At 68.9% G+C, this 21,167-nt stretch carries 3 protein-coding genes; all 3 read right to left on the bottom strand.

Going from position 1 to position 21,167, the window contains the following annotated elements; all coding sequences use genetic code 11:
* Window positions 1–10: 10 nt before the first annotated feature.
* From ACTRWB_RS16360 to ACTRWB_RS16350, 3 genes are read right to left on the bottom strand one after another with little or no spacing between them, the layout of a single operon-like run.
* Entirely contained in the window at window positions 11–13,414 is a 13,404-nt protein-coding gene (locus ACTRWB_RS16360) for an amino acid adenylation domain-containing protein (protein ID WP_446902760.1), read from the bottom strand.
* Complete coding sequence (locus ACTRWB_RS16355) at window positions 13,411–16,734, bottom strand: type I polyketide synthase (RefSeq protein ID WP_446902492.1); 3,324 nt, start codon at window positions 16,732–16,734, stop codon at window positions 13,411–13,413. The genes ACTRWB_RS16360 and ACTRWB_RS16355 overlap by 4 nt, the downstream gene beginning before the upstream one ends.
* Window positions 16,731–21,128: a hybrid fatty acyl-AMP ligase/type I polyketide synthase gene (locus tag ACTRWB_RS16350; RefSeq protein ID WP_446902491.1), complete on the bottom strand. Its 4,398-nt coding sequence runs from the start codon at window positions 21,126–21,128 to the stop codon at window positions 16,731–16,733. The genes ACTRWB_RS16355 and ACTRWB_RS16350 overlap by 4 nt, the downstream gene beginning before the upstream one ends.
* Window positions 21,129–21,167: the final 39 nt, after the last annotated feature.

Genomic DNA, 21,167 nt, shown 5'->3' with positions numbered 1-21,167 from the left:
CGAAGGCTCCTTAGAATGCGCTGAGTTCGACGGTCGGCTGACGGGTTTCGGCGTGCAGCGCACGGTGTCCCAAGGACAGGTTCCGGATGCGAACGCCCGGATCGGCAAGCACTTCGCCGATGACGGACGTCAGCTCGTCGGCAAGGCCCTGCACCAGGGCCTCGCTGAACCGCCCCGCGTGATAGACGACGCTGATCGCGAGGCCCTCGGCGCGCGGCTCGGCCAGGAACCAGAAGTCCGTCGCGGCTTCCGTGTCCGCGCGTTGCGGATCGTGGTCCGGCTGCTCGGCAATGTGCACTTGTCCCGCGTAGCGATCGACGGCGCCCTCGCGCTGGTTCTGCAGCGTCAGGCCGATGTCGAAGAGCGGGTTGCGTCCCGCAACGCGTTTGATGTGCAGTTCGTCGAGCAGGCGATCCAGCGGATACAGCGGATGGGAGAACGCTTCGAGGGTGGTGTCCCGCACCCGGGTCAGCAGCGTGTCGAAACGGTCGTCGCCGGCGACGCGATCGCGCAGCGCCAGTACGTTCAGGTAAGGGCCGACCTGCGACTCGAGTTCGGGCAGCTCGCGGCCCGCGACCGGCGTGCCGACGACGATGTCCTCCTGGCCGGAGCGGCGGTAGAACAGTGCCTTGATGGCGGACAGCAGCGCGACGAACAAGGTCGCGCCGTGACGCTTGCCGAGCGCATCAAGCGCCGCCGTCTCGGCGGCGGGCAGTTCGAACCGCCAGGTCTTCCAGCTCGGTGCGGCCGGCTGCTCGACGTCGCCCGGCAGTGCCAGCGCGCGCAGGCCGCCGCCCAGCTTGGCCAGCCAGTAGTCCTTCATGCGGGCGCCGTCCGGCCCGGCGAGCAGGCGGTTCAGCCAGCCGGCGTAATCCTTGTACTGGATCGAGAGGGCGGGCAGCGGATTGTGCCGACGCTGGACGAACGCGTCATAGAGCTTCGACAGGTCGTCGAGCAGCACCTCCGTGGACCAGCCGTCGCTCACGATGTGATGCATCGTGCAGAGGCAGACGTGCCGGACTTCGGACAACCTGAGCAGCTTGACGCGGAAGAGCGGGCCGGCGGCGAGATCCATCGGCGCGAGCCGTTCGCTCTCGTAGATCGAGATGGCCTGGGCGTCCCGGTCCTCGGCATCCTGCAGATTGACGACCTCGACCGGGAAGGCCGCTTCGCCGGGCGGCAACACCTGCTGGACCGGCTGATTGCCTGCCAGCACGAAACGCGTGCGCAGGATCTCGTGACGTTCGCTCAGCGCGCGGAACGCACGCACGAGCGCATCCACGTCGAGCACGCCCTCGAACAGCAGGGACGTGGGCAGCGGTCCGCCGGCTTGCCCCGCATTGAGGCGATCCTGGACCCACAGCCGGGTCTGGGCGGGGGAGAGTTCGTAGTGCGTCTGCGCCGGCAGCGGCGTCACCGGCACGTAATCGATCGGCTGCGTATCGGCGATGCGCTTCGCGAGACCCGCAATGGTGGGGTGCGCGAACAGGCTGCGGATTTCCAGCTTCGCCTGCAGATCGCGACGGATGCGCGCGACGACCTTCGTCGCGGACAGCGAATTGCCGCCCAGCTCGAAGAAATGGGCGGTCGTACTGATGCGGGCCTGGCCGAGCACTTCCTGCCAGATGGCCGTCAACTGCGCTTCGAGCGCGTTGGCGGGCGCAACGTGGTCCGGGCCGTCGCCGGGTTCGGGCAGCCTCGCGCGATCGAGCTTGCCGTTGGGCAGGGTCTCGAACGCGGTCACGACGACGAACGCCGACGGCACCATGTAATCCGGCAGCCGCTGCCGCAGATGGCCGCGGACCGCTTCGATCAATTCGGCTTCGGGGTGCGACGCGCACAGCCATGCGACGAGTTTCGCGCCGTCGTCCACGCCGCGCACCGCCACGACGGCGGCGTCGACCAGCGGGTGCGAGGTCAGTACCGCCTCGATCTCACCGGGCTCGATGCGCAGGCCGCGCAGCTTGATCTGGTGATCGATGCGGCCGAGGAACTCGATGTTGCCGTCGGGGCGGTAACGCGCGAGATCGCCGGTACGGTAGAGGCGCGCCCGCGGGTCGGTCGAGAACGGATCGGCGATGAACTTCTCGGCGCTCAGTTCCGGTTCGCCGTGGTAGCCGAGCCCCACTGGCGTGCCGCCGATCAGCAGTTCGCCCGCCACACCGAGCGGCGTGGGCTGCATGTGCGCGTCCACGATATGAAGGCGGGTGTTGGCGATGGGCCGGCCGATCGGAACGATGCGGTGCGGGTCGTCGCGCTTGCACTCCCATGCGCTCACGTCGACGGCGGCTTCCGTGGGGCCGTAGAGGTTGTACAGCCTGACGTCCAGGCGCTCGAGGCAGCGCTGCTGCAGGTCGTGGGGCAGTGCCTCGCCGCTGCACACGACGCGGCGCAGCGACGTGCAGTGCGCGTCCAGGTCCGGATGGTCGAGGAAGGCACGCAGCATCGACGGCACGAAGTGAATCGTGGTGATCCGTTCGCGCTCGATGAGTTCGGCCAGATAGTCGGTCTCGCGCTGTCCGCCGGGTCGGGCGAATACGAGGCGCGCACCGGTGACGAGCGGCCAGAAGAATTCCCAGACCGAGACGTCGAAGCTGAACGGGGTCTTCTGCAGGACGGCGTCGTCGGCGTCGAGCGAGTAGGCGTGCTGCATCCAGAGGATGCGGTTGGTGATCGCGCGATGGGTGTTGAGCGCGCCCTTGGGCCGGCCGGTGGAACCGGACGTGTAGATCATGTAGGCGAGGTTGTCGCCGTTCAGATCAGGCTCGGGGTTGGCCACGGCGTCGAGATCGAGGTCGAGTTCGCTGGAATCGACGACGATCAGGGCGGCATCGGTGTCGGGCAGCGCGTCGCGCAGATGTTGCTGGGTGAGGAGCCAGCGCAACTGCGCGTGATCGATCATGAAGCGCACGCGCTCGGCGGGATAGTCGGGGTCGACGGGGACGTAGGCGCCGCCGGCCTTGAGGACCGCGAGCAGCGCGACGATCATGTCGAGCGAGCGTTCCATGGCGACGCCGACGAGAGCGTCGGGCCCGACGCCGAGCGCGATGAGCCGGTGCGCGAGGCGGTTGGCGCGCAGGTTGAGTTCGGCGTAGGTGAGCGTGTTGTCGTCATGGACGGCAGCGACGGCATCGGGCGTGCGCGTGACCTGCTGTTCGAACAGGCGGTGCAGCGGCTGTGCGGCGGCCTCGCCGAACTCCGTTTCGGTCCGGTTCCACTCGACGGTCAGCAGGTTCCGCTCCGCTTCGCTCGTCAACGGCAGCCGGGCCACGGCGGCCGACGCATCGTCCGCGAGACGCGCGAGCAGGGTCCGGTAGATCGCGAGGAAACGCTCCACGGTGTTCTCGTCGAACAGATCGGTGTTGTAGTCGCAATCGATCAGGAGTGCCTCCCCCGAGTCGAGGACGTTGACGTTCAAATCGAACGCGGTGTGGCGGATCAGCGGGGCGACCAGGTCGACCGTCAGGCCCGGCAGGCCGGGCAGCGCCGACACGGGCTCCAGATTGAAGACCGCCGATACCAGCGGGGCGGCGTTGAGATCGCGCTGCGCGCCGATTTCGCGGACCAGCTCGGCGAACGGATAGTCCTGGTGCTCGAGCGCGTCGAGCAGGTTCTGCCGGGTGCCGGCCAGGAAGCTGGCCACGGTGGCCTGCTCGGGCAGCGTGGAGCGCAGCGGCAGCAGATGCGTGCAGTAGCCGGCGAGGCGATCGCTGCCGGCCACGGAACGGCCGGTCACCGGGATGCCGGTGACGATCTCTTGCTGGCCGGCGATGCGGTGCAGGAACAGGTTGAAGCCGGCAAGCAGCACCATGTAGAGCGTGCAGCCGTTCTGACGGGCGGCGGTGCGCAGCGGCGCGGCCGCCGCCGCGTCCAGATGCAGCGACACGCGCTTGCCGTGAAACGTCTTCACCGCGGGCCGCGGGTAGTCCGCCGGAAGGTTCAACGGTTCGGCCTGGCGCTCGCACTGCGCGAGCCAGTACGCGCGATTCGCCTTCGTTTCCGGGCTGTGGCGCTGGGTGTCGAGCTGCTTCAGGTATTCGCGAAACTGGAGCGGCGCCGCGGCCGGCGCGGCGCCGGCATACGCCCGGGCCAGATCCTCGAGCAGGATGCCGAACGTCGAGCCGTCACAGATGATGTGATGGGCCGTCATCACCAGCAGGTGACGTTCGCTGTCGACGCGCACGAGTGCGGCGCGAAAGAGCGGACCGTTCACCAGGTCGAACGGCTCGCGGCTTTCCTGGTCCCGCCACGCGTCCTGGTCCGCGTCGATCAGCGGAATCCGCAGCGTCAGCGACGGATGCACGATCTGGCCCGACCCGTCCGGCGTCACCGTCGTGCGCAGCGCCTCGTGTCGATCGACCAGGCCCTGGACGGCGGCGCGCATCGCGGCTTCGTCGAGCCGGCCCTTCAGTTCGAGGGTGGTGTTGACGTTGTAGGCCAGCGAGCCTTCGGGATCGATTTCCGACAACACCCACAGCTGGCGTTGCGCTTCGCTCAGCGCGGCGACCGTGCCGTGCTTCGAGTGTGGCCGGATGAAGCCGCCGCGGCGCAGGTCGGCGACGCTGTCCTTCACCGCGCGGATGAACCGGTCGACATCGGCATCCGTATGCGCGGTGGAAAGGAAGCAGGTGCGCCATTCCCAGATGTAGATGCCCTTTTCGAGCATGTGATAGAAGAACAGGTCCAGGTTCTCGGTGAATTCGAAGCGGAACATCGAGCCGAACCACGTGACCTTGATCGGCGCCTCGGCCTCCACGAAGAACGCGTTCAACGTGCCGGCGATTTGCGCGGTCCGTTCGTTGAGCGCGGCCTGCAGCGCCGGGCCTTCCTGTTCGATCTTCTCCAGCACGGCCAGTGCGGCCGCCATCGCCAGCGGGTACTGGCAGAACGTGCCGCCGAACGCGGTGCGGTCCGCGACCGGGAACGAGTGGTCGCCGTAGGTCCACATGCCGCCGTCGATGGCGTCCATGAAGCGGGTGGTGCCGGCGATGACGCCCAGCGGCAGGCCGCCGCCGATGATCTTGCCGTACGTCGCGAGATCGGCCCGGATGCCGAACATGGCCTGCGAGCCGCCCGGATGGACGCGGAAGCCGGTGATCATTTCGTCGAAGATCAGCGCGACGCCGGCCTCTTCGGTGATGCGGCGCAGTTCCTTGAGGAACGCGACGGGCTGCAGGGACGGGTTGCGACTCTGCACGGGCTCGACCATCACGGCCGCGAGGGTCGACGCCATGCCGCGAATGGCCTCGAGCGCGGCGTCGCTGCCGTAGTCGAGCAGGATCATGTTCTCGACCGAGCCGAACGGCACGCCGGGAGCGATGGTTTCCGTGACGCCTTCCGCATTCGCCGCGGCGAGCGTGCCGTCGGCATGGCCGTGATACGAATGCGTGAACATCACGATCTTGTCGCGCCCCGTCACGGCGCGCGCGAGCCGCATCGCGGTCATGACCGCCTCGGTACCGGTGTTCGAGAACGCCACGCGATCGAGGCCGGTGACGCGGGCAAAGCGCGCGGCCACTTCGCCGACCAGGCTGGAGCGTGCGCCCAGTTCGAGCGGGCGTTGCCATTCGCGGCTGACCTGATGCTGGATAAAGTCCGGCGTGTGGCCGAACAGATGCACGCCGAAGCCCATCGTGAAATCGATGTACTCGTTGCCGTCGATGTCCCACAGCCGCGAACCGGCCGCGCGCTCGCCGACGATCGGATACAGCATTTCCTTGGTCGAAAAGCGGAAGCCGACCGTGGCACGGCTGTCGGCCAGCACCGGGCGGGACGCCTGCACCGATTCCTTCGATTTCCGGGTGCGCGTCGTGTAGCGCACGATCAGCGCTTCGAGATGCTCCTGCTGTACGGCGGACAAGCCGCGCGCCCGCTGTTCGACCGGGCTGCCCCACGGCATCATCGGCTTGGGCGGCCGGTTGCCGGCCACGGCCGCAGTTGCCGGCGCGGGCTTCGCCGCGGGCGTGGCGGCCGGCACCGCGATCGCGGCCTTGGCTGCGACGTTCGCAACGTTCGTGACGGCTTGCGCGGCGACCGTCGCCGGCCGGACGTCGGCGTGGCCGGTCAGCGATGTGCGCAGCAACTCCATCTGCTGGCTCATGACGCGCGACAGCAACTGATTCTGCTCCCGCAACACGCGCTCGACCGTGGAGCCGCCTTCGGCCGCCACCCATTCCACCGGCGCGGCGGCGGGCGGCACACGCCCCTCCGCGGACGGTGCGAGCGCCACCGTGGACGGCTCGACCACGGTCACGGCTACGGCCTCGGCCTCGGCCTCGGACGGCGCGGCTTCCGCCGGCAGGTTGTCCGCGATGTATTCGGCGAGCGCCTGCACCGTTGCCAGGTCTTCGAAGAAGCGGCGCATGGCCGTCTTCACGCCGTACTGTTTCTCGATGTGCCGGATGGCCTCGATCAGGATGATCGAGTCGGCGCCCATCTCCAGGAACGGCAGGTCGATGTTGATGGTGGCGGGATCGGCCTGGATCAATTCGCCGATCTTGCCGCGAAGCCATTCGAGAACCTCGCCGCTACGGTCGTGGGTCGGCGTTGCAGCGAGGGGTGATGCGCTTGTCTGAGTCATGGACGTGTCCGCTTTCTGAAACCAGGTACGGCTGCGTTGGAAGGGATAGGACGGCAAGGCGACGCGCACGGGCGCGGGTGTTTCGGTTGCGGCCCAGGCGACATCGACGCCCCGGGCATAAAGGCTCGTCAGCGTTTCGATCAGCGCTTGCTGCTCGACTTGCGGCCGCTGCAGGGCCAGGAACTGGATCCCGGCATCCGGCGCACAGCACGCGCGGGCCAGGTTGACGAGCACCGGCTTGGGACCGATTTCGACCAGCACGTTGAAACCGGCTTCGGCGAGGCGCTCGACGCTGCTCGCGAACTGCACCGGCTCGCGGCAGTGACGGCGCCAGTACACGTCGGTGGGCGCCTCGTCCATCGCGGCGCCCGTGAGATTCGAATAGAACGGGATGGCCGGGCGCGCGACGGGCACGGCTTGCGCCGCGGCCTGGAAGCCGTCCAGCATCGGCTCGAGCAGCGGCGAGTGAAACGCGTGCGACGTGTTGAGCGGCACGGACCGGATGCCCTGCGCGGCAAACGCGTCGACCAGCAATGCGATGCGCTCGCGCTTGCCGGAAATCACGATGCTGGCCGGGCCGTTGACGGCAGCCACCGCGACCTCGTGCGGACAGGCTTCGATCGCGCGCTCGACCGTGGCGAGGTCGGTGAAAATCGCCGCCATCTCGCCGTCGCGGGGCAATGCCTGCATCAACCGGCCGCGTTCGGCGATCAGCCGCAGGCCGTCTTCCGGCGAGAAGACGCCGGCCGCGCAAGCCGCCGCGTACTCGCCGACGCTGTGCCCCATCACGGCGTCGGGCACCACGCCGAACGACGCCAGCAACGTGGTGAGCGCGTACTGCAGCGAGAACAGGGCCGGCTGGCTGTAGCCGGTCTGGTGGATGTCCTCGGACGGCGCGGACAGCACCTCGAGCAACGGCTTGTCGAGCAGCGGATCGGCCACCGCGCGGCAGCGGTCGATGGCGTCGCGGAACACCGGATACGCGTCATACAGGCGGCGGCCCATGCCGGCGTATTGCGAGCCCTGACCGGTGAACAGGAACGCCATCTTCACGCGCGGGGCGGGCCGCGCCGCGTCCGCAGGTTCCTTGGCCTGGAAGGCGCGCAGCTTGTCGATGGCGTCCTCGACGGAGGTCACCGGCAGCGCCAGCCGGTGTGCGAAATGCGAGCGGCCGGCCGCCGCCGAAAACGCCACGGCCGCGATATCGAGACCCGGTTCGGCTTCGAGCCGCCGCTGATAGCGCCCGGCAAGCTCGCGCAATGCCGCCGGCGTCTTGCCCGACAGCACCAGCGCATGCACGTTGTGTCTCGACGGTGTCGCCCGTTGCGCCGGCACGGGGGCTTCTTCGAGTACCACGTGCGCATTGGTGCCGCTCGCGCCGAACGCGCTCACGCCGGCTCGCCGTGGCCGCTCGCCGCGCGGCCACGCGCTCGCCTCGGTACAGATCTCGACGGGCAGCGCGTCCCACTGCACCAGCGGGTTCGGGCGGCGCAGATGCAGGTGGGCGGGCAGGCGGTCGTGGTTCAGCGACAGCACGACCTTGATGACCCCCGCGATGCCGGCGGCGGATTCCGTGTGGCCGATGTTGGTCTTCACCGAGCCGACCCGCAGCCGCCGGCCCCCGTCACGACCTTCGCCGAATACCGTCGCGAGCGCCTGCACCTCGACGGGATCGCCGAGCGGGGTGCCGGTGCCGTGCGCTTCCACGTAATCGATGGACGCGGCGGACAGCCCGCCCAGCGCCTGACGGATGACGGCTTCCTGCGCGCGACCGTTCGGCGCGGTAAAGCCGCTCGATGCGCCATCGTGGTTGACGGCCGAACCACGCAGCACGGCCAGCACGCGATCGCCTGCGGCGAGCGCATCGGACAGGCGCCTGAGCACCAGTGCGCCGCAGCCTTCACTGCGCACGAAGCCGTCCGCCGCCGCGTCGAAGGTCTTGCAGCGGCCGTCCGGCGCCAGCGCCCGCGTGCGCGACACGGCGATGGAATTGTCCGGCGACAGGATCAGGTTGACGCCGCCCGCGATCGCGAGATCGCATTCGCCGCTTCGCAGATTCTGGCTGGCGAGATGGATCGCGGTGAGCGACGACGAGCAGGCGGTGTCGATCGCCATGCTCGGTCCCTGCACGCCCAGTCCATAGGAGATGCGGCCGGCCGCCGTGTTGAGCGGATTGCCGGTGAAGAAATAGCCGTCGATGCCGCTGCCGTCGCCGTTGCGAAGCTGCAGGTTCGCGTAATCGTTGGTGGTGATGCCGACGAAGACGCCGGTTCGGCTGCCCTTGAGACCGTCGACGGGAATCCCGGCATGCTCCAGCGCTTCGTGACTGACTTCGAGCAACAGGCGCTGCTGCGGGTCCATCGCGGCCGCTTCGCGCGGCGTGATACGGAAGAAGGCCGGATCGAACTGGTCGACGTCGCCGAGGAAACCGCCGAAGCGGCAATACATGCGCCCCGGCGCTTCCGGATCGGGGTCGTAGTACGCGTCGACGTCCCAGCGCTCGCGCGGCACGTCGGAAATCGCATCCACGCCGTCGTTCAACAGCTGCCAGTAGGCGTCGAGGTCGTGTGCGGCGCCCGGAAAACGGCAACTCATGCCGACGATCGCGATCGGCTCCGGCGTGCCGGTCTCGCGGGCCGCAACGGTCGCCGCGACCGGCCGCGGCGGCACGACCTCCGTCGGCATCGCGTGCGCGTCCGGCGTCGTGCCGGACGACTGGTCCGCCAGGAAATCGGCGAGGGCGTTGACCGTCGGATGATCGAACAGCAGCGCGACCGGCAACGGGATGTCCAGCGCCTTTTCGACGAGCGTGCGCACGTCCAGCGCCATCAGCGAATCCATGCCCATCTCGAAGAAGCCGAGGTTGCGATCCAGCGTCCCCGCTTCGTAGCCGAGCACCTGGGCCACCGCGCGGTCGATGCTGTCCGCCAGCAGACGCTTGCGCTCGCGCGGCGATACGTCGCGCCATGCCGGCATCGCCTGCGCGCCCGTGGCGGTGTCGGTCACCCGCACGCGGTCGAGGAAGGGGCGGGGCCCGCGCGCCTCGTACGAGGCCTGGAACAGCGCCAGGTCGATATCGACGACCGCCGCCTGCGGCACGGCGGGGAGGTGATCCAGCAGGTCGAGCGCGCGATCCGCCGCCAGCGACCGGATGCCGACGCGCCGCAGCAGCGCTTCCGCCTCGGGGAACGTCATGCCGCCTTGTGCCCAGGGCCCCCAGTTCACGCTCAGGGCCGGCAGGCCCAGCGCGCGGCGATGATGCGCGAGCGCGTCGAGGAAGCGGTTCGCGGCACTGTAGTGCGCCTGGTCACGCGAGCCCCATGCGGATGCGATCGACGAAAACAGGATGAAGAAATCGAGCGGGAAGGGCGCGCTGTGCTGATGAAGCAGCCACGCGCCGGCGACCTTCGGTTCCAGGACCGCGTCGAGTTCCGCGCGCTCGACCTGCACGATCGGCTTGTAGCCGACGATGCCGGCCGCATGCACGATGCCCCGCAGCGGCACGCCGTCGCGCCGCAGCGCGGCGAAGAAATCGGCGACCGCCACCGGATTCGCGATATCGAGGCGCTCGCAGCGCAGCGACACATTGCGCTCGCGCAGCTCGTCGATCGCCCGCCGGCTCTCGTCGCTTGCCGCCCCTTGACGGCCGACCAGGATCAGCGTGCCCGCGCCGCGCGCCGCCAGCCATCGCGCGGTGTGCAGCCCGAGCGCGCCGAACCCGCCGGTGATCAGGTAGGCCGCGTCCGGATCGACCCGCAGCGCGGTCGTGTCGGCTTGCGCGAGCGGGCTCAGGCGCGCGACATGGCGCACGTCGCGCCGCAACGCCACCTGTTCTTCGCGGTGCTCGCCGAGCAGTTCCTGAAGCAGCGCCTGCGTCTCGTCCGCCGGCGCGGCCGGATCGAGATCGATCGCCGTGTCGAACCATTCCGGATGCTCGATCATTGCCCCGCGTGCCAGGCCCGACAGTGCAGCCTGTGCGAGCCCCGTGACGCGGGGCGCTTCGCCGGCTTCCACCGCGTCGCGCGTGACCACCGAGATCCTGGGCCCGATCGAAGACGTCCGCTCGCGCTCGCTGCCGGCCCGCGCGTGCACGAGATGCAGCAGCGCGGTGGACATGCGCGACGCGCCCACGGCTTCGTCCAGCGCCCATAAAAAGACGATGCGCTGCCCGGGCGCGGCGGTCTCGTTCAGCAAGCGCACGAAATGGTCCGGCTGCTCGGGCGCGACCTGCCAGCCCGCTTCCGCGCCGCCGCCATAGTCGCGGCCGGGGCGTACCAGCGCGCACGACGCGCCGTGTGCGCGCAGCAGCGCGGCGAGCCGCTCGCCGACACCGCTCTCGTCCGCGAAGATCAGCCACGGGGACGCGTCGGCGGCGAGCCGTGCCGTCGGCAATGCCGCTTGCTGCTCCCACACCACGTGATAGAGCGGAGGCGTGGCCGGGGTGCCGGTTTCGGCCGGGGTGAACGCGGCCCTGAGCAGGTCCGGAAACACGTTCAGCACGTCTTCCGGGTATTTGCCGGACGACTTGAGGTGCCGCAACGCGGCGTCGATGCTGCCGGCATCCATGCCGACGACGGGCGACGGGATCTTCTCCAGGCTGAACCGCTGCCGCTCGAACGGATAGTTCGGCAAGGTGGTGGCAGGCTGGGCCGGCGCCGGGAACAGCGCGTGCCAGTCGAACTGCCCGCCCTGCACGTACAGCGCCGCGAGTGCGTGCTCCAGTGCCTCGCCGGCGCAGGGTGGCGGCAGCCAGCCGTCGGCGAGCCCCTCCGGCACGTGCGGCGCGTCGGGCTGATCCGGCGCCCCGGCAAGCTGCAGCCAGTACTGCGGGTGTGTCACCTCGTCGGTCACCTCCGCGCCGAGACAACCGGAAATCAGGCGGACCGATGGCCGTGCGAGCGGCATGTCCCGAAGCGCGGCGCGCAACGCGTCGGCGTCCCGGCGGGCGGCCACGAGGCGCAGCGCGTCGGCCACGCTCACGACACCCGCCACGCAGGCCGAGACATATTCGCCGATGCCGTGTCCCGACACGACGGCCGGCCCGATGCCCCATCCCTTCCACAGTTCCGCCCACGCGAACTGGACCGCGAAGCGGCCCGCGTCGGTATCGAGCGCCTCCAGCGGCACCGCGCAACGGTCGAAGGCATCGCGAAACAGCGGTTCCGATGCGTGGAGCGCGCGCGCGACACCGGTGTCCGGCACGCCGAACCGGGCGCCCAGGCGCAACGCCTTGCCCGTGCGCGCCACGGCCGCCGACGCGCTCCGCCCGCCCGACACATAGGCCGTGCGAAACGGATAGTGACTCCGCCCGGTGGCGGCGGCACGGCAGATGGCGGCCTGCTCCTGCGGCGTCGCGCCGGCGATCGCGCGCTCGTAGCGTGATGCGAGCGCCGCCAGCGCCGCTTCGGATCGGGCCGACAGCAACAACAACTGGCGCTGCGCCGCGTGCGCCGGTGCGACCGGCGGTTCCTCGACGATCGCGTGCGCATTGGTGCCGCTGAATCCGAACGCGCTGACCCCGGCGATTCGCCGGCGCTCCCCGCGACGCCATGCGACCGGATCGGCCGCGACGCGGATCGGGATGTCCTGCCACGGCGTATGCGGATTGGGTTGCGTGAAGTGCAGGTGCGCCGGAATCCGGTCGTGCTCGAACGACAGCAGGACCTTGATCAGGCCGGCGATGCCGGACGCGGATTCGAGATGCCCGATATTGGTCTTGACCGAACCGATCACGAGCGGCTCGCTGGCCGTGCGGCCGGGACCGTAAACGCCCGCCAGCGCTTCGACCTCGATCGGGTCGCCGAGGGAGGTCCCGGTACCGTGGGCCTCGACATAGGAGACGTCGCCGGGCGCGAGGCCCGCCTGGTTCAGCGCACGGCGTATCACCCGTTCCTGCGAATCACGGCTCGGCACGGTCAGCCCACCGCCGCCGCCGCCCTGGTCGACCGCCGTGCCACGCACGATGCCGAGCACCCGGTCGCCGTCCGCGAGCGCGTCGGCGAGGCGCTTGAGCACCACCATGCCGCACCCTTCGCCGCGCACGTAGCCGTCCGCCGACGCGTCGAAGGTCTTGCAGCGTCCGTCCGGCGACAGCATGCGCGCTTGCGAGAAACTGACCATGACCTCGGGCGACAGCATCAGGTTGACGCCGCCCGCGAGCGCCATGCCGGTTTCGCGCGAGCGCAGGCTTTCGCAGGCGAGGTGCAGGCAGACCAGCGACGACGAGCAGGCCGTATCGATCGCCATGCTCGGGCCGGTGAGGCCCAGCACGAACGACAGCCGCCCCGCGGCCATGTTCAGTGCGCTGCCCGTGCCGGCGTAGCTGCTCGACGGCATCGCCGCATTGGACACCTGGATCGCATGGTCGAAGCAGGTAATGCCGACGTACACGCCCGTGGCGGACTGCCGGAAGCGCTCGGGCGCGAGATGGGCATTCTCGAGCGCCTCCCAGGCCACTTCGAGCAGGAGCCGTTGCTGCGGATCGAGATAGGTCGCTTCGCGCGGCGCGATCCCGAAGAACGCCGCATCGAACTGATCGACGCGTTCGAGAAATGCGCCGTGGCGGGTCGCCATCTTGCCGGGCGCGGACGGATCGGGGTCGTAATAGCGATCGATGTCCCAGCGTTCGCCGGGTACTTCGGTGACGGCATCGCGCGCGTTGTCGAGCAATTGCCAGAACGCGTCCGGCGTATCGCTGCGGCCGGGGAAGCGGCAAGCCATGCCGATGATGGCGATCGGTTCGTTGCGGTCCGAGCGCAGCGCCGCGATTTCCGCGCGCCGCTGGCGCAGTTCGTCGAGCGCGGCTTTCAGTGCATGCGTGGCTTTGGCGTTCATTGGGCGCCGATCTCCTGCGCGATCAGTTCGGAAAGGTCGTCCTCGTCGAGGTCGTCGGATGCTTCGTCGACGACAGGCGCGGGGAGCGACGGTGACAGTTCGCCGAGCACGTACCGGGCGAGCGCTTGCAGGTTCGGATAGGAAAAGAACAGCGTCGCGCGGAACGGCCTGCCGAACACCTTGGTGAGGCGGTCGGTCAGTTCGAGCGCGATCAGCGAATCCAGGCCGAGATCGAGCAGCGATTGCTCGGGCGCAATGGCGTCGGGGCCGGGCAGACGCAACGTCTCGGCCAGCATCTTCGCGAGCGTGCCGGCGATGAGCTCGAGCCGCTCGCGCGGCGCGCACGCATGCAGTTGGCGCAGCAATGCCGTCTCCTGCTGCGCAGGCTGCGCGGCCGGTTGCGCCAGCTCGGAAAACAACGCCGACCCGGCAGCCGGCGCATCGACCCGGAACAGCGTCGGCCAGTCGATGCGCGCAACCCCGGACTGGGCAACGCCGGACGCCATCAGCCGTTCGAGGGTCGCGATAGCCAGTTCGGGCGACAGCGTGCCCACGCCGAGCGCGCCCAGCTGTTCGTGCGCGCGCCGTCCGTAGTCGGTGGCGGCGTGGCCGATCTCGGCCCACGGCCCCCAGTTGACGCTGAGCGCCGGTTTTCCCTGCGCGCGCCGATGCTGCGCCAGCGCGTCGAGGAAGCTGTTCGCCGCCGCGTAGTTGCTCTGGCCCGGCATGGTGATCAGCGCGGCCATCGACGAGAACAGCACGAAATGGTCGAGCGGCAGGTTGGCCGTCAGCTCGTGCAGATACCACGCGCCGTCGGCCTTGCCGCTGCCGGCGCGATGGAAGAAGTCATCGTCCTGACGGGCCAGCAGCGCATCGTCGAGTGCGCCGGCGAGGTGAAACACCCCCTTGAGCGGCGGCATCGAACGCGCGATTTCGTCGATCGCGTCCGCAACATCCTCGCGACGCGACAGATCGGCGTGAATGAAGCGGGCGTCGAGCGTCTGCAGGATCTTTTCGGCGGCGGCGGAAGGCTTGTTGCGCCCGAGCAGCACGACCTTGCCGGCGCCGTTGCCGGCGAGCCAGGCCGCGAGCCGCAGGCCGAGCCCGCCGAGCCCGCCGGTCACCAGATAGGTCGCGTCAGGGTGGAACCTGACCGGCCGGTGGCTGACGAATTCGCGATTGTCGCGGGCGATGCGTGCGACGTGGCGCTGTCCGCCGCGAAACGCGATCATGTCTTCACGGCTGCCGGCCAGCACCGCCTGCACGATGTCCGTCGCCGACGGCTGCGCGGGATCGAGGTCGATCAGGCCGCCCCACAGCGGCGCATGCTCCACCGCGATCGCCCGGCCCAACCCCCACAGCGGCGCCTGCGCCACGGCGGTCGATTCGCCATCCAGAACGTTCATCGCACCCGACGTCACCAGCCACAGACGCGCCTGCCGGGCCGACGGCGCGCGCGACGCAAGCGCCCTGACCAGTTGCAGCACGCTCGCGCTGGCGCGCCGTCTCGCGGCGACATCGGCGGGCGCGAGATCGAGACTCCACAGATGGATGACGCCCTTCAGCGGCCGGTCGAGCGCGGGCAGCGCCGCGCTCGCGTCGGCGAAGTGCAGCGCGCACGTATCGCCCGTGCTTTCCAGCAGGGTCGACAGTTGCGCGCCGACGCCACCATGGTCCGCGAGAATCAGCCACTCGCCATGTGCTGAAGCGCCGGCTGCCGCTTCGACGCTCGACGGTCTCCAGACACGCTGATAAAGCAGGGCAGCGAAGTCGTGCCGCTCGACGGCGCGCCCGGCACGCACCTGCTGCAACCGCAGCGCATCGATCTCGATCAGCAGCCGGCCGGCGAGGTCGTGGACGCGGATATCGCCCTCCAGCGCATGTTGCCCGGTCGGCTTGCGCAGCGTCGCGTGACTCCACGCCTCCGCCGACGACGGCGGCTGATGAATCCGTACCGCACCAATCGAACTGGGCAGGTACAGGCCCCCGGCCTCCAGCGCGTCCGGATCGATGGCGGCCGCGAGCACGCGGCTGCACGCATCGAGAAACGCCGGGTGCACCTGAAATTGCGACGACGCCAGCGCGTCGGCCGGCAGGCTGATTTTCCCCAGCGCCTCACCGGTCGTGCGCCAGATCTGCCGGATCGCATCGAACACGCCGTCGATCTGCACGCCGTACTGCCGGATTTCGCCATTGAAGTCCGCGCCCGACGTCGTTTCGGTGCAGCGCGCCTGCACCTCGGCGGCATCGAATCTCGCCGGCTCGGCGCGCCGTTTGGGCGCGCACATCTCCCGCAGCCGGCGCAGGTGAGGAAGATTGCCCAGGATCAGCTCGACCGGCGGACCGAAGTCGAGCAGGCACGCCACTTCGTCCACGCCGATCGACTCGAGGTCCCGCACCAGGTCGACGCAGCTTTCCGGCGTCCCGATGAGGCCGCGCGATTGCGCGAAGCGTTCATAGAGAAACTCGACGAACTCGTCCAGTTCGCGCGCGCCCATCGCGCGCACGTCCACCGACTGGCCACGGCTTTGCGCCAGCCCGTTCAGCAGTCCGATATTGCTGCGGATGTAGTTGCAGAACGGCGCGCGCGCCTGCTCGCGCACCCGCGTCGCATCGTCGCCGACGAACGTGTGCAGCATCACCGACACGGTGCCGGTCGCCGGGTCGAAGCCATGCTTCACGCGCGCCTCGCGGTAGAGCGCGATCTTGTGCGCGAGCTGGTCCCGGTCCTGGTCGAGCACGTGGGTCAACAGGTTGGCGCCGACTTCGCCGGCGCGGACGAACGTCTGCGGATTGCCGGCGGCGGTCACCCAGACGGGCAATTCCGGCTGCACCGGCGTCGGGTAGATGCGCAATTGCACCGGCTTGCCGACGCCATTGTTCGCATTCAGCGATCCGCCGCGCCACAGATTCTGGACGGTGCGCAGCGTCGTCAGCATGTCGTCCTGCCGGGTCGCGTATTTGTCAGGCGCGAGCACGAAGTCGTCCGGATTCCATCCGGAGGCGAACGACACGCCCACGCGACCGTTCGACAGGTTGTCCACCATGGACCATTCTTCCGCGATCCGGATCGGGTTGTGCAGCGCGGCGACCACGCTGCCCGCGACCAGTTGCACGCGTCCGGTGACCGCGGCGAGGGCGGCGTGCAGGACGGCGGGATTCGGGTACAGCGAGCCGAATTCGGTGAAATGGCGCTCCGGCACCCAGACGCTGGAGAACCCGTTCGCATCGGCGAAGCGCGCGCTCTCCATCACGAGCTGGTACTTGTTGCCGGACAACGCCTCTTCACTGCTGGCGAAGAACATCAGGCCGAATTTCATGCGTGGCTCCGATCCGATTCGTGAATTTCGGCACTGGCGCAGATCTGCCATGTCGCGGCAGCGCTCGTGTCCTCGATCCGGTGATAGACGGCAAACGAAAACGGTCCCCACGACTGGCGGCTCAGCACGGTCTGCACGGCGTGCGATGCATGCCGATGCAGCGGCAACGGTGCATGCAGTGCGAGGTCCTTCAGCGTGGTATGGCCGTCGGCGCCGATCTCCGCGGTGGCCGCCAGCGCCATTTCCACATAGGCGGAATAGGGCAGGACGGGCGGTCCCTTCACGCGATGACCGGCGAGAAAAGCGGTGTCCGGTGCGTCGAGGCTCGACTCCCAGATCCACGTGCCGGGCAAATGCGCGTGCTGCGCCATGAGGCGCCCGAGCAACGGATGCCGAGGCGCGCGCGGGTTGAGCCAGAAGCCGCGACGCTCGAACGGATAGGTCGGCAGCGCGAGCCGGCGGCGCGGGGCGGGCTGCTCGACGGCATGCCAGTTGACGGATGAGCCACGGACGTAGAGCTCGGCGAGCGTGTGCAGGATCGCGTCCCAGGCGGCCGCCTGCGCGCCGATCTCGATGACGATGCCAGGGGTGCCCGCCGCAGCGCCGTCCGGGGCCTGCGGCACGTCCGCCAGCGAGGCCGCGGCGCGATGCCCGTCGCCCGTGCTGCTGACGGCGTCCGGCGTGATGCCGAAGGACATCCACAGTTGCGCGAGCGCGCGCTGGAATGCCGTGAAGCTGGCCTCGGCCGCGTCCGGTTGCTGCTGCATCAGCGCGCTGAAAGCGGGGCTCGCCGAGCGCAATTGCCGAACCGCATCGGCGCTGGCGCCGTCGTCGGCGGAAAAGTGAAACGTCACCGCGGGCGGTGTGTCGGCGGCCTTGCCGGCCGAAACGGCATGCAGCCGTGAACGCAATGCATCGAGACTCGATGCGACGATGGCCGCCCGCCGCGTGAAGTGGGTGCGCCCGGTGTTCGCCGTCGACGCGACCTCCCGCAAGTGGACCTCGGGATGAGCGTCGAAATACGCCGCATAGGACGCCGCCAGCGCTTGCAACGCTTCGGGCGTGCGCGCGGAGAGTGTCACGACGTGCGTCGCGGGCGCCGCCGGGTCGTCTTCGACCGCTCCGGCGTGCGGCGCTTCGGACAGGATCATGTGCGCATTGGTGCCGCCGAAGCCGAACGAACTCACGCCGGCCACTCGCGGCCCGTGTTCCGGATGCCAGGGCATGACCTGCTGCGGAATGCGGAACGGCGTGTCGTCGAGCGCGATATGCGGATTGAGCGACCGGAAATGGAGGTTCGGCGGAATGGTGCGATGGTGCAGCGCCAGCGTGGTCTTGATCAGGCTCGCGATGCCCGCTGCCGATTCCAGGTGGCCGATGTTGGTCTTCACCGAACCAATCCAGCAGCGCGCTTCAGGTTGGCGCGATTCGCCCAGCACAGCCGTCAGCGCGTTCAGCTCGATGGGGTCACCCAGCGGCGTGCCCGTTCCGTGCGCCTCGACGAAGCCGATGTCCTGCGGCCGCACGCCGGCATCGCGCAGCGCGCTGTGAATCACTGCCTGCTGAGCCGGGCCGTTCGGCGCGGTCAGACCGTTGCTGCGCCCATCCTGGTTCACCGCCGAACCGCGGATCACGGCGAACACGGTGTCGCCGTTCGCGAGCGCATCGTCGAGACGCTTGAGCAGCACCATGCCCACGCCTTCGCCGCGCACATAGCCGTTGGCATCCGCGTCGAATGCCTTGCAGCGGCCATCCGGCGACAGCATGCCCGCTTGCGTGAAGGACGCGCTCAATTGCGGCGCCAGGATCAGGTTGACCCCGCCGGCAAGCGCGGCATCGCTCTCGCCGCGCTGCAGCGCGCGACACGCGTGGTGCACCGCGACGAGCGACGACGAACACGCCGTGTCGACCGCCCAGCTCGGGCCGCGCAGATCGAGCGTGTAGGCAATGCGGTTGGCGGCGACGCTGAGCGCATTGCCGGTCGCGACATACGGGCCGACATCCGCGTCTTCTTCCTGCGCCAGCCGGACGTAGTCGGAATTGCTGATGCCGACGATGACCGCGGTGCGGCTGCCGGCGAGATGCCGGGGCACGATCCCCGCGTGCTCGAACGTCTCCCACGCCACCTCGAGAAGCAGGCGCTGCTGCGGGTCCATCGTTTCCGCCTCGCGAGCGCTGATGCCGAAGAATTCCGCATCGAACTGATCGACCTGGTCCAGCAATCCCGTGGTCGGCAGGCCGCCGGCGCGTGCGTTCGACGCGCCGACCGCGTCGTGGCCCTCCAGCAGGCGCTGCCAGAATGCGTCGGGATGACTGGCGCCGGGGAAGCGGCATCCCATGCCGACGATGGCGATATCCGCGCGTGTGGCGGCAACGGGCGTGTCGTCCGACGCCGCATGCCCGGCGCCGCAGAAATGGCGCGCCAGCAGGGCAATGCTCGGGAAATCGTAGACGACCGTAGGAGAAACCGGCTGCCCGAGCCAGTCCTGCAACTCGCCCGAGAGCAGGATCGCGTCTTTCGAATCGAGCCCAAAGGTGCTGAACGGCGCGTCGGGGTCGAGCTTGCCGGGCGCGATGCCCGACAGATGCGCGACCCGCTCGATGCACCATTGCACCAGTTCCTGCGTGCCGCGCACCGCGGTGGCCGGGCGTGCGGCCTCCCGGGAGAGCGAACGCCGCCATTCGCCCGCGATCGCGAGCCCCTGTTCATCGAGGAAGGCTTGCCGGATTCGGCTGCGCTGGATTTTTCCGCTGGACGTGCGCAGGATCGTCGCGGGTTTCAACAGAATCGCTGCGTACAGATCGACATCGTGCACTTCGGCGAGCTGGCGCCGGATCGCCGTGGCGACGGCTTCGGCGTTCAGCGTGTTGAGCGCTTCGCGGCGCACTTCAGCGGCGACGACGACCCGCTCCACGTTATCGACGTTGATCGAGAACGCCGCTGACGCGGCGGGCGCCAGCGCGGGGTGGCTTGACTCGGCCGATTGCTCGAGATCCTGCGGGTAGTGATTGCGGCCCGCGACGATGATCAGGTCTTTCAGGCGGCCGGTGACGAAGAGGTGCTCGCCATCGACGAAGCCGAGATCGCCCGTGCGCAGGTAGCGCGCGTCATCGCCGTCCAGCCTCGCGCGAAAGGTGCGCTCCGTTTCCTCGGCGCGGTTCCAGTAGCCGACGCCGACGCTCGGGCCCGTCAACCAGATTTCTCCGATGCGGCCGGGCGGGCAGCGTAGACCGGTCTCCGGGTTCACGATCTGCAGGCGATGCCCCGCCCAGGCGCGGCCGCATGAGACCAGCGCGTGGCGCTTGCCGTGCGCGCTTCTCGTCGCCACGCCTTGCGCAAGACCGTCGGCGTCGAAGTCGGCCACGAGTGGCTGCGAGCGCGCCGGCTGGCCGGAGATGAACAAGGTCGCCTCGGCCATGCCGTAAACCGGGCGCATGGTTTCCGCGTGGAAGCCGCGCGATGCGAATGCACGCGAAAAACGCGCCACCGATTCCGCGCGCACCGGTTCCGCGCCGTTGAATGCCACCCTCCAACTGCTCAGATCCAGCTGTTCGCCGGCTTCGTCCGAAATCTTGCGTGCGCACAGGTCATACGCGAAATCCGGTGCCGCGCAATGCGTGCCGCGATACTTCGTGATGGCTTTCAGCCAGCGGTGCGGCTTCTGCACGAACGCCGCCGGCGCCATCAAAACCGACAGCACGCCGAGATAGATCGGCAACAGCACCTTCCCGAAGAACCCCATGTCGTGAAACACCGGGAGCCAGCTGACGAACACGGCCGACGCATCGGCATCGCTGGCTTCGGCGATGACCGCCATGTTGCTCAGAATGTTCGCATGACTGATCATCACGCCTTTTGGCGTACCGGTGGAGCCCGACGTGTACTGCAGCAGCGCCAGCGTCTGCGGTGTGATGTGCGGCGCGCGCCATTGCCCGGCCGGTGCGTCGAAGCCCTGATCAGTCGCCAGGATCCGCAGTTCCAGCGTGTCGGAATAACCGTCCGCGCGATGCGCGATGCCGCCGAGCGTGGCTGCGTCGGTCAGCGCGACAACCGGCCCGGCGTCGGCCACGATCGACTTGAGGCGATCGGCGGGGCGATTCCTGCGCGGCGGATAGGCAGGCACGCCGATCAGGCCGGCGTACAGGCATCCCACCCACGCGCAGATGAATTCCAGTCCGGGCGGATAGACCAGCAGGACACGATCCCCCGGTTGCGCAATCTCTTGCAGGCTGGCGGCGATGCCGCGCGCGCGTTTGTCCAGGTCGCCGTACGTGAGTCGGGCCAGTTCCGATTCGCCGTTATCGAGAAAAATGAACGCTGTCTTCTCCGGTTCGATCTTGCCGCGAAACTGCAGTATTTCTGTAACAGTCCTGAATTTTGTATCGAGAAGCATACTCAACCTTCGTTGTCTGCCAAACGTTGATCTGAATGC

This window comes from Burkholderia sp. YIM B11467 (genome assembly GCF_052952715.1).
This window is presented reverse-complemented; position numbering and strand designations above follow the sequence as displayed.